Raw genomic sequence first — 14,085 nt, forward strand, 5'->3', positions numbered from 1 at the left:
CCGGTGACACCGGAATTATTGTTGACTGTTGACTGTTGACTGTTGACTGTTAACTCGGGGTCGAAAAACTGAATGATAGTTGAGTATTGACTGTTAATTCGATTTTACAATTCCGATGCTAGCGGAGTTGATATGAGAATTTAATCCGGCGTTGTCAGATGGGGATTTTTGGTGGTTGGGTGGAGATTTGCTCAATCAACTGCTGGCATTGCGGGTTCACCAATAACCCCAAAATCGATCGCCATTAGCCGACGATCACTAAGAGAGTGTGAGCCGATCGTGAAATTAGCCAAAAGTTGCGAGTAGAATGGTGCAAGAGCCGATCGCTCGATCGTAGTGCACAGCGAAATATGACCCCACCGCCGCCACCCCGCAAACCTCAAACCGTCTTGGGTGCGATTACCCAAGCAGTCCAGACTATTGCCAAGGTTAATTTTAACCAGCTAGCGCTGAAACCAAACGCCAAAGTACCCGAACTGTGGGTACAGGATGCCGGTGCAGCTAAAGCTGAGGTTTATCCGCTGTTGGGCGATCGATATTTGTTAGGTCGATCGTCCAAATCTTCAGATATAGTAGTTCGCAATCCCGTTGTCAGTCACGTACACTTATCTCTGTCGCGCGATACTCGGCGGCGGACTCCTTTTGTCATCAAAGATGAAGACTCCACAAACGGCATTTACAATGGCAAAAGGCGAGTTAAAAGTATGTCCCTGCGTCACGGAGACGTGTTCACTTTAGGGCCGCCGGAACTAGCCGCCGCTGTCAGGATTCAGTACGTATATCCGCCGCCTTGGTATTTGCAACTTGTGCGTTACAGCTTTTACAGCGTCAGTGGAATCACCGCTTTGATTGCCGTGTTGGTAGGCATGGAATCGACAAAGTTTCAAGTGCGGCCTCTGCCAAGAAGTATCAATGGCCCCGTGATTGTTTACGCGCGCGATGGGCAAACTCCCCTGCGTCCTCCTCAGAATAACGCTCACTTAGAATTAAAGCAATTACAGGATTTTTCGCCTTATTTATCCAAGGCGGTACTTGCTTCGGAAGACAGTCGCTACAATTGGCATTTAGGAGTAGATCCGATCGGAGTTTTGCGCGCGCTTTTGACCAATGTTCGCGGGGGAGGAATTCGCGAAGGCGGCAGCACTGTGACGCAGCAGTTAGCGAGGAGTTTGTTTCGAGATTATGTGGGAACTCAAGATTCGGCAGGGCGCAAGTTACGGGAAGCTGTAGTTGCCTTGAAACTGGAGAATTATTACAGCAAAGATGAGCTGTTGCTGACTTATTTAAATCGGGTGTTTTTGGGGATTGACCTTTACGGTTTTGAGGATGCGGCTCGGTTTTATTTTGGGAAGTCGGCGAGGGATTTAACTTTGTCAGAGGCGGCAACTTTGGCAGGGATTTTGCCTGCTCCCAACAGTTTTAATCCGATTCAAAATTATCAGTTGGCGGTGCAGTATCGCGATCGAGTGATCGAACGGATGCGGGCACTGGGGACGATTTCTCAGGAAGAAGCCGATCGCGCAAGGCGATCGCGAATTGAGATCAATCCCAAAGCACGCCAATATCTTCAAAGTACGATCGCTCCTTATTTCTACAGTTATGTATTTGACGAATTGGAGTTTTTGCTGGGGGAGCAGTTAGCCAGAGAAGGCAATTTCATTGTAGAAACAGGTTTGAATCCCGGCCTGCAAAAAGTGGCTGAAGCTTCCCTCAGAAATGCTGTTGAAAATGCCGGAGCAAGTGCTGGCTTTTCTCAAGGAGCCGTGGTAACTCTCAATAGTACAACCGGGGAAGTCTTAGCTTTAGTTGGGGGCGTAGATTACTTGAAAAGTCAGTTTAATCGGGCTACTCAAGCTTTGAGACAGCCTGGTTCTACATTTAAGATTTTCACCTATGCAGCCGCCCTGGAACGGGGAATCTCACCCGATAAAACTTATTCTTGCGCTCCCCTTTCCTGGGGAGGACAAAGTTATAGTGGTTGCGAAAGAACCAGCGGTAATACTGATATGTATCGCGGCTTGGCATTGTCGGAAAATGCAATTGCTTTGCGAATAGCACAACAAGATGTAGGTTTAGACAATGTAGTGCAAATGGCTAGGCGTTTGGGAATTACTTCTGAACTGCGTTCTAATCCTGGTTTAGTATTAGGTGAAAGTGAAGTTAATGTGTTGCAATTAACGGGTGCTTTCGGGGTTTTGGCCAATCGGGGTTTAGGAAATCGCCCCCACGTAATTAAGCGAATTATTGACAGCAGCGATTGCAAAGATCGAAATGATTTTAACAGTTGCCGGGTGATTTATGAGTATCAAAAAGATGGCATTGCCAATCGGCAGTTAGTTTCTGAAGCAGTAGCGGATACGATGACAGATATGCTGCAAGGTGTGGTGCGGGGAGGTACGGGTAGCAGTGCTGCTTTGGGCTTGGGAGAAGCTGGAAAAACAGGCACGACTAATGATAATAGAGATTTGTGGTTTGTCGGTTATATTCCGAGTCAGCAACTGGTGACAGGAGTTTGGTTGGGAAATGATGATAATTCTCCGACTGCCGGAGGTAGTGCAAATGCCGCTCAGTTGTGGGGGGAGTATATGCGGCAGGTGGCGCGTTGAATGAGAAGAAGATGCGGCGGTTGAAACCGCGTCTATACGAAGAAGAGACGGCGGTTGAAACCGCGTCTACACAGACAAAACCCGCCTCCGCGGGTTGAAGACAAAGACGGTTAAAATTAATTTATTTTCTTCAGTCCGCGGAGGCGGACATCGTTTGTTTAGGTGCGGTTTCAACCGCCGTCTGATATGGCCGACAGCCAGACAATATCGAGTGCAAATTGACAACATTTCCGATTACCGCGATCGCAGGTGCTGCAAATCCGATCGCCTCAACTTGCTCTACAATTGTACCCAAAGTCCCGATCAATTCTTCTTGTTCCGGCCGCGTTCCCCAACGCACTAACGCTATGGGCGTTTCTGCACTCAATTCGGCTGCTGTTAACTGGCCGATAATGTAAGGCAAATTGTGGATTCCCATGTATACTACAATGGTTTCGGAGCCACGGGCGATCGCCTGCCAATTTACCTCCGGTCGATATTTTCCCGCTGATTCGTGACCGGTGACAAAGGTGACAGAGGAACTGTACGATCGATGTGTTAAAGGAATTCCCGCATAAGCAGGGGCCGCAATCCCAGAAGTTACGCCGGGGACGACTTCTACTGACACTCCAGCTTTTACCAACTCTTCCATTTCTTCGCCACCGCGGCCGAAGATAAACGGATCGCCGCCTTTGAGACGAACTACGATCGCATTATCTCCAGCTTTTTCTATCATTAACTGAGTGGTTTCGTCCTGCATTAACGAGTGACGCCCTTTGCGTTTTCCGGCATCAATTCGTTCTGCTTGGGGGTTGATTGCTGCCAAAATTTGAGGGCTGACTAAAGCGTCATAAATCACCACATCCGCACACTCTAACAAAGCTTTTCCCTTCAAGGTCATCAAACCCGGATCTCCGGGCCCCGCACCTACTAAATACACTTTTCCTAAAGACATCTTTCTTGCTTCCTTTACCTCTTCTGTGCCTCTGGGGTTCATTTTTGAATTAAATTCCCAATTAAGTCTGCTAATTGTACACTTGCGCCTAGAGGATTCGCGAGATGAAGTTCCGCCGCAGGAAATTGCTGCTTTAGCTGTGCGACATTTTTGGCGATCGCATCTGTAATTCCTCCATTAAATAAGAAGTATGGCACAATTCCTATTTGCTGCTGTCCACCACGAACCAAACTGTCAATTTGCTCTGACAAACTCGGCTTTACCGACCAATAAGCTGTCAGCGCACCGAGTTTGCTGGCGATTTCCTCAACTGTCGAGTTACCTCCGGGCCGACGGCTGCCGTGAGATAATAAAATCCATTTTGGCAATAGCAGATTGGGGAGAAAAGTCACCTCTTTCATCTGACTTTTTACCAGTTTTGTTAAGCCTGCTTCCTGGGAACCTAAATGGGGGCGCAATGCAATTTTTAGCTGGTCACCAAAAGTTTTTTGGGCAATTTCCACCTCTGCCGGTATGTCTTCGGCGACGTGAACTCCCGGCAATAAAAATACAGGCAGGATTTGCAATTCTGTCAGTCCCAGCGACAGGGTACGTTCGCCAAAACTGCAAATTTGTTCGTGCAGCGGTGCGGGGCCGAGTTCTAAGGTGGCGGTTGCTACTGCCGGGAATGAGTCAGCCAATTTTTGAGACAGCAGTTGACCTAGGTTTTCCAAAGCTAGTTGGGGTCTGGGGTCACGGCTGCCGTGAGAAACTAATAAATAGGTCGATCGCAATTTCAATATGGATTTGATGTTAATGTTCGAGCCGAATTTCAAATAATTATAACACCGTAGGGCGCGTGACTTGAAAAATACTCAACCCTCAACCTGAAGCTTGCGAGTCACGCACCTTTAACAACTAAAGCAAAGTACCCGGCTTGGAAATTACTCAACACAGGGCTTAAATCTTCTAAGCCGCCCACCTTACAAAAGAAGGCGGGCGGCTTAAAAATTACTTAATACAGGGCTTAAATCTTCTAAGCCCTACACGCTAAACAAATCTCAAATTAAGCTTTGGGAGCGGGATCGGCAATGTATTGGAAAGTAGGTTCCGAGTTCCAAGGGCCGCGTTCATCCTTGCCATTTGTGGACAAGTTAAAGTAGAGATCCACGGTGGAATCTGGCGGAATATTGCCGAACATGGGATCGGTGAGTTTACCCAGCGATTCCAGAGCTTTCATGAACATCTGAGTGTGAGAAATTTCGCGAGTCAGCAGAAACTGCAACGTCTTTTTCGTTCCCATATCCGGTGCTAGTTTAATCAACTCTTCGTAGGTTTGACGGGCTCCTGCTTCCGCACCGATATTAGCGCGCAAATCGCGCACCACATCGCCGCCTTCGTTCACATAAGCACCCGTCCAAGCTTGACCTTGGCTGTCCAACAAGTGGGGGCCTACACCGCGCACGGCAAACAAAGTGCTTTTATAAGCTTCTGTTTGGTCAGAGTTTTTGGTGTGCATTTCTATGAGTTTACCAACCATTTCTAAGTGGCTGAATTCTTCTATTGCAATATCTTGGAGCATATCCTTAATCCCTGCATCTTCACAGTGAAAGGACTGCACCCAGTATTGCAGAGCTGCTGTCAGTTCTCCGGTTGCTCCGCCAAACTGTTCTAGCAGCAATTGGGCAAAACGGGGGTTGGCTTCGTCTACTGTCACCGCAGCCATTAATTGTTTTTTGTGAAAAAACATGGATCGATACCTCTTTTTAGTTCGGTTGTTAAAGTCTGAAGGATTGCAGACTTTATCTGTGTTCGCCTTCAGAATCCATTGTGCGACAATCGATCGCACCGAGCCTCGGTCGATGGATACATCTCTCGCGACAAATTTATCTGCTTTCAGGTAGAGTTTAAAGTTAAATTTTTAGCTAGTTAGTCGGTATAAATACTACAATTTACAAGCTGCATTATTGTCGCACTCGGTTAATTTTGCTGACAGGGCATCGAGGTGTCGCAGCCACTGAATGCCGCCAACCCAACTGCGAGACGGGAGGTGTCCGATTGGTGCTTGCTGACTAAATTTAATCTGCCCTAAAGTAGTAGCAGAATTGTAGGTTTGCCAGTTGACCCGATCGCAAAATCTGATATAGTCTCCCTTAACGCTTTCGTAAATTTGTTTTTGGACGCTGAAGCCAAACCGACCTTGACTGTAGTGCAACCAAAGGCGATCGACTGTTTGCAAATCTTCGCAGGGGATCTGGTAAATTTGGCTAATTTCTAGCTGAGTTCCCGGTTGCTGGGAAAGACATTGACACATCAAGCCCCAAGTTTCGCGATCAGCTTCTTTCCAATTTTTGTTTGACAAAAAATCTCGCAGTTTGGTATAATTAATTCCCTGGGCAGAAATTAGGGTATGATCTAGATTTGAAGTAACAGAGAAGGGAAAAATTTCTGCGGAATTGGCTACGGCATTTGTGGGTAAAATCGGAGAATCAGGAGTTGGTAGCGCGTTGATATCGGCAGAATTGTCGCTATTATTAAGAGCAGGAGCGATCGGCTTTGTGGGCGCAAGCAAATGTTGATGGCGAATATCTAAAGCTGCTTTGATATCATCCAAAACTTCCGTAGCAAAACTGTACCGCTGAGTGAGACGAGTTTGCAGCAATTTATCTAAAATTTCACCTAACTCCTCGCTAATACTCGTGGCTTTGGGGAGAAACTCGCGCCACCACCAGCGCTCGTTGTTGCAGTCGTACATATCCAAGGGAGGAACTTGCGTCATTAGGCGAACGCAAGTAACCCCTAAACTGTAAAGGTCGCTAGCAGGAAATACTTTGCCGCGCATTTGTTCGGGAGCTACATAATCTTGACTGCCGATGAGCGTTGCTGAACGGAGTATCGCTGAATCAGTCAGCAGTTTGGCTATGCCGAAATCGATCAATACGAGTTTGTTGTCCGACTGTCTGCGGATAATATTTTCGGGTTTGATGTCGCGGTGAATGACGCGCTTGTCGTGGATAAATTGCAGCACGGCCAATAAGTCTTGCAGCACTTGCCAAATTTGCTCTTCATCGTATACACTCTTGTCTAATTCTTGTTTAAGAGTCGCTCCCTCTATAAACTCTTGAACTAAATAAATATGACCTTCTTGTTCAAAGCAAGCTAATAATGTGGGGATTTGCGGGTGTTTTCCGAGTTCGTCTAAACGGACGGCTTCTTGGCGAAATAATTCAACGGCTTTGTTGAAAATTTCGGGGTCGCGGTCGTAAAAATAAAATTGCTTGACAGCACAGTGGGGTAGAGATGGGATGTCTTCATCAATTGCTAGGAAAGTTTTCCCAAATCCGCCTCTACCTAAAAGTTCAATCGGGCGATATCGCTGTCTCAGCAACAGGTTAAAGCCGCAGTTTAAGCAAAATTTGGCGGTGTTGGAGTTTTGACGATTTTGACATTCTGGGTTGACACAGTAGCTCATATGGATTTTAGATTTTGGATTTTATATTGCGGACAAGACTTTTTTTTAAACGAACCGCGAAGACGCGAAGCGACGCGAAGGAATAGGGAAGAGAGAAGAGAGAGAAAAGGGATGGTTGATAACTCATGCGTTGTGGGATAAGCTGTCCCGCTTCTGGCGCTGTATTTTTCGGGCGGGCGGGACACCCTCCAACCATTTCATCTGAGATGTTGCACCATTCTCCATCAGGCTTTTAGGGGCGGGCTAGAAGATCCCACCCTAAAAGAAATTCATTCTTTGTGGAACAGGCCGGAAAGCCTGTTCTTAAAAATGGTGCCAGAGGTGAGTTTTATCAAACAGGACTGTAAAATGTAGATGCGCCTGGGCTGATAAGGCTATTTTAATGCGCTGGATCGAATCGGGACGCTGCCAGATCAGCCGAACCCACGCCGCATGAGTGCTGGGGGCGAGATAATTGCCGTTGGCGAAGCCCTCGAAGAGGCTCGCACAGGGCGATCGCACAGGCCGAAAATTGTGCTAAACTCCTACTGTGCCTGAAATTTAAGGCACAATCGATCTGTCCGGTTCAGGGACGCTCAAAAATATTTCAAAATATTTTGGCCTTACCCCTAGACTTGTGCTGAGATCTGATGCTATAGTTAAAACTGATACGGCGAGCGTAGCCAAGTGGTTAAGGCAGTGGTTTGTGGTACCACCATTCGTGGGTTCAAGTCCCATCGTTCGCCCTTTTGATTCTCAACTGTTTAATACGATGGCCCATTGCCTGTACGGTAATTTGCGATTGGTCGTAGGGTGTGCATTGCACACCTTAATTTTTTTTGGGATGTTGCGGTTCTGTCGGCACAAGTTCCGATGTGCTAATCTTAAATCCAATCTAAAATCTAAAATCTAAAATCTAAAATCAAAATATGCCATCTTTAGTAACAGAAGATTGGGGATATAAATTTAGTGGCGATCGCACAATTAATAAGTTTATTCGGGATATAGAAGGAGAAGCGGCTTTAGGGAAATATTGCGATTGGGAATGCAGAGAACGTGCGGAAATTCTGATGTCGGAGATTGCTGGCAAATCCCACAATCTTTTCTACGTGCGTCGCCAAAAGGTAAATGAGAGGTTTTCGGAAGAAGAAATCTGGGAATTGCTGCTTGCTACGGATGGAGATGATTTTGAATTACCCCAATTGTTGCAAAAAGCCGATCGCACTTTGCGGTTATTAGCTACTGTACGCTGTGAAGACGGAATTGGTGGTTTAAAACTGCTGGATGCTGGTTTGGTGGCGGTTCCCAGAGGGAGGAAAGATGGGTATGCTTTGCCGGTGCAGTTGCGACTTTTGGCTAACACTCGGTCGCCAATTCCTGTAAAGTCGATCGCCCGCGTCCAACAAATGCCATTTTGGGACAACAGACACATACCAACTACCGAACAACTAAAAGTTTGGCATACTTTTTTAAATGTTGAAAAACGCATCGCGGAAGCGCGTCAATTTTGCGTACCTTTTCGCGGTCATAATTACGGTTCCGGCTTTAAAATCGTCACTTTTGAAATTGATCGTAATTCCGCAACTCTTGACGGCTATGAGGAAAATCCCTTAGAATTGGGCGACTTTCGCGACAGGCTGAAAAAAGCCAGAAATGAAGAAATTATCCTGTTTGATTCGCCGCCCGGAAGCAGAAGCAGCCGCGATGGAGAGACATTGGGTAGCATCGTTGAAATTGACTTTGAACATGGTAAATTACGCATTAAGTTAGATGTAGATTTAGGAACTCGCATGGCGGGCGGCAGATATCAAATGCCCAAACAAGGATTCTTGTATTTTGAGGCGGCGGGCGATATCAGTCAGATTGAACGCAAGAAAAAAGCTTTAAAAATGCTGACAGATGGCCGCGCTCAAAATCCCTATTTGAGCGAATTTTTATTCGACTCTTCTCAGGCGAGACTACCTGAAAAACTGATTAAATTAGACCGGGAAAACTTATTAAATCGCAATGCTAATGACGACCAACTTGCCGCCGTAGAAACGGTGCTTTCGGCGCGGGATTTAATTTTGATTCAAGGCCCGCCGGGAACCGGGAAAACGACTGTGATTGCGGAGATTTGTTATCAAATTGCCCGTCAGGGTGGCAAAACGCTCATTGCTTCGCAAGCAAATTTAGCTGTAGACAATGCTTTGAGTCGGTTAGTTCACAATCCGGCGATTCGGGCTTTGCGAAAGGGAAAAGCTCATAAGGTGCAGGAAGAAGGGCAGCCGTTTTTAGAGGAAAATGCGATCGGCACTTGGCTGCAAAATACGGCGACTGACTGCGAAGAAAAGCTCTCGCAGCGCCTGACTAATGTTAAATCTTTGCGGCAGTTGCTGGCAGAATCCGAGCGATTTACCGCCTACTGTGCCGCAGAGAGAGATTTTTTTAATGAACTAAAACACCTGCACGACAGTAAAGCCAACCTTGAGGAAAAGTGCAACCAGCAAGCAGCAGATTATGAACGGATTTTAAGCGAAAAAAGCGAGATTGAATCTCTAGTTAGTGGGTTGAAAAATCTGCTGGATGCGCCGAATGTCAACTGGGAATCTCCAGAAGTTGCCGAGTTTATGCCCCGACTAAAACCCTATTCAGAAGGTAATGTTTTAGTAGAAAACTTTATGGCAAATGTTCGGATTGCCGCCAGCTATGCTACTCAAATCGGCTTCGATCGCCCTGCTTGCGGCGCGTTTGGGATTGGGGTTTGGCTGCTGGAAACTGTAGCAGCGCAAATATCGGAATTTAAGACGGCATTCGATCGCGCTGATGATGTTTGTCACGCTATGTCGGCGGTTGCAGAGTCGTTGCGGGTGTCGCGGCAGATGTCTGATGCTGTGAATCAACTCGAATTGGGCGATCGGCAAAATCAGACACACCGCCACAATCTCGAACAGAAAATCAAGAATTTGGAACTGCGAAAAGCGGAAATTGCAGCCGTTGTCGTCGCCGTTGCACAGTGGATTGAGACAGCAGATACGGGACTTTATGAAGTCGTGAAAAATTGCTGGGAAACGGGCGCAATGCTGACGGATGATATGGTAGAATTGCCGGCAGGATTGCTGAAAATTGCCCGATCGCTCAAATTGCCGATCGTGCCGCCCAAATGCAAAATCAATTTGCCCGATTTGGATCGGTTGCAAAAGGCGATATCCCACGAAGAAAGCGCAGGTTTTAAGGACATACAAGGGCAACAGTTCCGGTTTAGCGAGTTTTTGCACCTAAATTTGAGTCAAACGCCGATCGTGCTCTATGCGGGCGATCGTACACAGTGGCAACAACTAGCCAAAGACTTCGCCAGCTATTCCCAAGTCAGCCAAAGTCAGCGCAAATTTATCATCGAAAAAGCTCGCACTTTCTTAGGTAGCATTCAACAATTTTATAGTGAATCATTGCATCCAAATCATATCCAGGCCACCTTCGATCGCCTAGTCAAAGAATTGCTGCACAGTATCCTCGCAAATGCCCGTCAGTGCGTGGTTCCCCTGAAAACCGAAACCGAACAGCAGCTTATCAAACAGCAACAATTATTAGATAAAATCGGTCAAACCTTAAACCAGCAGCAAATATCCGCCGCTAAACTTCAGGTAGAAACAGCGCAGCAAGAGGCAAACTTAAAAATTAGCGAAGTTACTAATTTGTTGCAAGCAATTGTCCAACAGCCAAACGTCCCTGCAAAATTGCGGATTTTATCCGAACAATATCTCGCCCAAAAATCGAATATTTGGGAGCAACCGCAGCAGTTTGTCAAGCAAGTTGAGGCTTGGAAAGCAAGCACGATTCAGCTTGAAAAATCCATTGCTGACTTAGATCCTTTTGGGGTTTTGGAAACCATCAAAAACACTCTTGACGAGGATTTATCCCCGCTGCAAATTGCGGCTGCAACTTCGCAGCAGCAACTCGCCGAACTTCAAGCAGAATTGAGCGAAATTACCGCTCAACTGCAACAGCAGCAACCGACAGCAGCATTACTTGTTGAGAGAAAGTGGTGGGAGTCAGCATGGCAAACTATCCCGCCTCAATATCAGCCAGAAGTTCCGAATACAGGATTATTCACCGTAGCTTTTTTAAACAAAATTAAGCGTCTCTTCAAAACTTGGCAACGGAAATTAGAACAAGAAGAGACAGCACTAAATCGCTCTCAAAACTTTGTAACAGATTGGATTCAAAAACTCCGCAATCCATCAGAAAAAGACCGCAATGATTTAAAGCAAATTTATATTGACAATGCCAACGTCATCGGCATTACTTGCGTGCAAGCTGCTAGTTTCGATTTTACTAAAAACTTTCCCAGCTTTGATGCAGTCATCATTGACGAAGTTAGCAAATGCACTCCCCCAGAGTTGTTAATCCCCGCTTTGAAAGGCAGAAAGTTAGTATTAGTGGGCGATCACAGGCAATTGCCGCCGATGTTTAATCAAAGTACGATCGACGATATTGCCGAAGACATCGGCTGTACCGGAGACGAACTTAGCTTTATCAAAGAATCGCTGTTCAAAGTTTTGTTTGAAAATGCCAGCGACAGCATCAAAAAAATGCTGACAACTCAGTATCGAATGCACCCACAAATCATGGGCGCAATTAATCAGTTTTACCAGCAAAAACTCAACTGTGGCATTCAGGAAGCTGACACCAAGCGCGCCCACAACCTCGCAGGTAGAATCATTCAAGAAAATAATCACATTCTCTGGGTGAAAACGCCCATTGGACAAGGATTTGAAGAGGAAAAACAGGGTACTTCGCGGTTGAATGTCAAGGAGATTGATGCGATCGAGCGTTTGTGCGAACAAATGGAGATAGCTTGGCGGTCCAAAGTTGCTGACGGTGAACCGCCAAAAGAAATCGGAATTATCACTTTTTATGCTGCTCAATTAAATGCAATTAAAGACAGAATCGAAGGCGAAAGATTCCCTGCTTTGAGCATCCGCACTGGTACAGTTGACATATTTCAAGGCATGGAAAGGCCTGTAATTATTGTCAGCACAGTGTGCAATAATGTTAGGGGCGATATTGGATTTGCTAAGGAACCGGAACGGGTGAATGTGGCATTTTCCCGCGCTCAAGAATTGCTGGTAGTTGTCGGGTGCCACGATTTATTTACCCAACAAACAGGTACAGTGGGAAAAATGTATCAGGAAGTTTCAAAAACGGTGCGTCACTGCGGAGGTTTTGTAGATGTTTCTAGCGTCCTCAACTAAGCCAATAGACTCGAATTTAAGTTCGCTAGCGGAACAAATTGAGCAACAAAATCCGGGTTTGTCAGTGTTGGCGGCGCGTCAATTCCGCTTTGCAATCCGCCAAACTCCGCTGGAGGTGGCGATTAGCGAACCGCGCCAGTTTAACGTGTTGGAAGAGTTCATTTTGCGGGCGGGCGTTGAGTTTGAACCTGCGCCAACTTTGAAGGAATTGGCGGATTTGCTGGGGTTGGACGAGATTTTTGTGAAGACTACGGCGGCGACTCTGGTTAGTTTGGAAAGCTTGGAGGTGGCTGAAAATGGGCAAATTGCGATCGCCCAGCAAGGCAGAGATTTTTTCGAGAAAGGTGCAGTTAGTCGATCGCAAATTCAATCAATTTACGCCATTTCCGATCCGCTGAATCAAACTCTTACCTTTAAATTCGATGCTTTAGCCGCAGAATCGGTCAACTTACCAGATTTAGCCGATTTAGTCTCGCTCGAACATAAAATTAGCGACCTTGCGAATTTAAGTCTAGCAGAAATCCAGCCGTTAATTCAAGATTCCGGCTTAGGAATTCACGCCCCACAAAACGGTAAAATTGTCTCTGCTTGCGATGTCGTCGGCGACGATTTAGATATTTGGCAAACAGTTTCGATTTTTGTGTTGCTAGATGCGATAGAAAATAAAACCACTATTCAAGCCAGACAGGGAAAACAAATATTAGAAACAGCTTCAAACTTGCTAAACGAACTTGAATCGCAACAAAAACTTTTATTGAACGACTTGTGTAAAGTAACCCCAGACATCGCACAGCAAGCATCAGAGACAATCCCCGTCCAGAAAACTCCTAAAAAGCCATCTAAGAAGAAACCCAAGTAAACGATATGATAAGCACTACACTCCTGATTACGAACTGGTTTGTATTGAAGACTTTAGTCCAGATTAACTGATATCTTGCACCCTTCTCAATTACTTGTTTAGGAACGGGCAAGATGCCCGTTCCACAAAAGTTGATTTTATTGTGAAACGGGCATCTTGCCCGTTATTAACAAGAGTACAACATATAAGTATTAACCAACAAATGAAGTAATTGTACAATGGACAAACTAGCTCAATATCGTCAATACGTTCAGATATTAATCACCCGTTATGCCGAAGAAGATGTTTCTGATCATGAAGTCGAAGTGCAACTAATTTTAGACACAGAGCGAGATCATTATCAGTGGATGAATGTCGGCTGGGAACACTTAACCCGGATTTATCAAACCTTCATTCACATTGACATCAAAGATGGAAAAATCTGGCTCCAACAAAATTTGACCGAGGAAAATCCTGCGGAGGAATTAGTTGCAATGGGAGTACCGAGAGAGGATATTATTTTGGGATTGCAACCGCCATACAAACGGCCATATACTGATTATGGTGTAGCGTAAAATGTCAAGCTAAAAAAAACAAAATACTCAGATAGCCGACTTCGCAAAAGTTGTCGGGTATCTACTTTTTACTACTGAGCCTTAACGCATTTCAGCATTCGCAAAGTAGCGGCCTCCGCGTAATTGGGTTTTGCTGAATCATTCGGAGAAAACCGATCGCCAATTTCGTTAAGAGCGGCAGCAACAGAACAATAAGAAAACATTTGAGTAAAAATAGAAGCAGCCCAATAATTCTGAGTATCTGAAAAAGTTTTAGACGGTTCTTTAGCAACTAAATCCCTGTTCATTCCCCGGGCAGAGAAACCAAATTCCGCCGCTCGACAGAGCATCGCCATCAATTCAGCGCGAGTGACGGACTGCGTAGGTTTAAAAGTTCCATCTTGATAGTAGCTAACTAGGGTTTGCTGAATAATCGATCGCAAACTAAGAACAGGAGCTCACGATATATTCAAGCAGAGTTAAATATAA

The 14,085-nt window shown here is 45.7% G+C and carries 9 protein-coding genes and 1 tRNA gene; 5 read left to right on the plus strand and 5 right to left on the minus strand.

The window, feature by feature from the left end; genetic code table 11:
• Window positions 1-350 precede the first annotated feature (350 nt).
• Window positions 351-2,606 (plus strand): transglycosylase domain-containing protein, encoded by a 2,256-nt coding sequence (locus tag QUA34_RS25650; protein WP_333389926.1) that lies wholly within the window; start codon window positions 351-353, stop codon window positions 2,604-2,606.
• 130 nt (window positions 2,607-2,736) lie between these two features.
• Here the strand turns inward: QUA34_RS25650 and cobA are convergent, their stop codons facing one another.
• The 4 genes from cobA to QUA34_RS25670 all read right to left on the minus strand — a co-directional run bounded on the left by cobA (window position 2,737) and on the right by QUA34_RS25670 (window position 6,991).
• Window positions 2,737-3,582, minus strand: a complete 846-nt coding sequence (gene cobA, locus QUA34_RS25655; RefSeq protein ID WP_333389927.1) for a uroporphyrinogen-III C-methyltransferase — start codon at window positions 3,580-3,582, stop codon at window positions 2,737-2,739.
• Window positions 3,579-4,313 carry a sirohydrochlorin chelatase gene (locus QUA34_RS25660; RefSeq protein ID WP_333389928.1) on the minus strand — a complete coding sequence of 245 codons (735 nt, stop codon included), beginning with the start codon at window positions 4,311-4,313 and terminating at the stop codon, window positions 3,579-3,581. Before QUA34_RS25660 ends, cobA begins: the two co-directional genes overlap by 4 nt.
• 272 nt (window positions 4,314-4,585) lie before the next feature.
• Window positions 4,586-5,269, minus strand: coding sequence for a manganese catalase family protein (locus QUA34_RS25665; RefSeq protein ID WP_333377587.1), 684 nt, complete (start codon window positions 5,267-5,269; stop codon window positions 4,586-4,588).
• 195 nt (window positions 5,270-5,464) lie between these two features.
• Entirely contained in the window at window positions 5,465-6,991 is a 1,527-nt protein-coding gene (locus tag QUA34_RS25670) for a serine/threonine-protein kinase (RefSeq protein ID WP_333389929.1), read from the minus strand.
• Between the two features lie 652 nt (window positions 6,992-7,643).
• Between QUA34_RS25670 and QUA34_RS25675 the strand changes: the two genes are divergently transcribed.
• The 4 genes from QUA34_RS25675 (at window position 7,644) to QUA34_RS25690 (ending at window position 13,617) form a co-directional block, all read left to right on the plus strand.
• Window positions 7,644-7,716 (plus strand) — tRNA-His (locus QUA34_RS25675).
• A 183-nt stretch (window positions 7,717-7,899) separates the two neighbouring features.
• Window positions 7,900-12,204 (plus strand): AAA domain-containing protein, encoded by a 4,305-nt coding sequence (locus QUA34_RS25680; RefSeq protein WP_333389930.1) that lies wholly within the window; start codon window positions 7,900-7,902, stop codon window positions 12,202-12,204.
• Window positions 12,182-13,063, plus strand: coding sequence for a hypothetical protein (locus QUA34_RS25685; RefSeq protein ID WP_333389931.1), 882 nt, complete (start codon window positions 12,182-12,184; stop codon window positions 13,061-13,063). The genes QUA34_RS25680 and QUA34_RS25685 overlap by 23 nt, the downstream gene beginning before the upstream one ends.
• Before the next feature lie 218 nt (window positions 13,064-13,281).
• On the plus strand, window positions 13,282-13,617 hold the full coding sequence (locus QUA34_RS25690; protein ID WP_333323374.1) for a XisI protein: 336 nt from the start codon (window positions 13,282-13,284) through the stop codon (window positions 13,615-13,617).
• 71 nt (window positions 13,618-13,688) lie between these two features.
• Here QUA34_RS25690 and QUA34_RS25695 read toward each other — a convergent pair whose 3' ends face one another.
• The gene (locus QUA34_RS25695) at window positions 13,689-14,039 is read right to left on the minus strand and encodes an S-layer homology domain-containing protein (RefSeq protein WP_333389932.1); all 351 of its coding nucleotides are present in this window, start codon (window positions 14,037-14,039) and stop codon (window positions 13,689-13,691) included.
• Window positions 14,040-14,085: the final 46 nt, after the last annotated feature.

Source organism: Microcoleus sp. POL10_C6 (assembly GCF_036701585.1).
In the GTDB taxonomy this organism is placed as follows: Bacteria; Cyanobacteriota; Cyanobacteriia; order Cyanobacteriales; family Microcoleaceae; genus Microcoleus.

What these genes read in the sequence shown, in the direction of transcription:
- QUA34_RS25650 (WP_333389926.1), top strand. Translation starts at nt 351, where the DNA reads ATGACCCCACCGCCGCCACCCCGCAAACCTCAAACCGTCTTGGGTGCG.
- cobA (WP_333389927.1), bottom strand. Translation starts at nt 3,582, where the DNA reads ATGAACCCCAGAGGCACAGAAGAGGTAAAGGAAGCAAGAAAGATGTCT.
- QUA34_RS25665 (WP_333377587.1), bottom strand. Translation starts at nt 5,269, where the DNA reads ATGTTTTTTCACAAAAAACAATTAATGGCTGCGGTGACAGTAGACGAA.
- QUA34_RS25670 (WP_333389929.1), bottom strand. Translation starts at nt 6,991, where the DNA reads ATGAGCTACTGTGTCAACCCAGAATGTCAAAATCGTCAAAACTCCAAC.
- QUA34_RS25680 (WP_333389930.1), top strand. Translation starts at nt 7,900, where the DNA reads ATGCCATCTTTAGTAACAGAAGATTGGGGATATAAATTTAGTGGCGAT.
- QUA34_RS25685 (WP_333389931.1), top strand. Translation starts at nt 12,182, where the DNA reads ATGTTTCTAGCGTCCTCAACTAAGCCAATAGACTCGAATTTAAGTTCG.
- QUA34_RS25690 (WP_333323374.1), top strand. Translation starts at nt 13,282, where the DNA reads ATGGACAAACTAGCTCAATATCGTCAATACGTTCAGATATTAATCACC.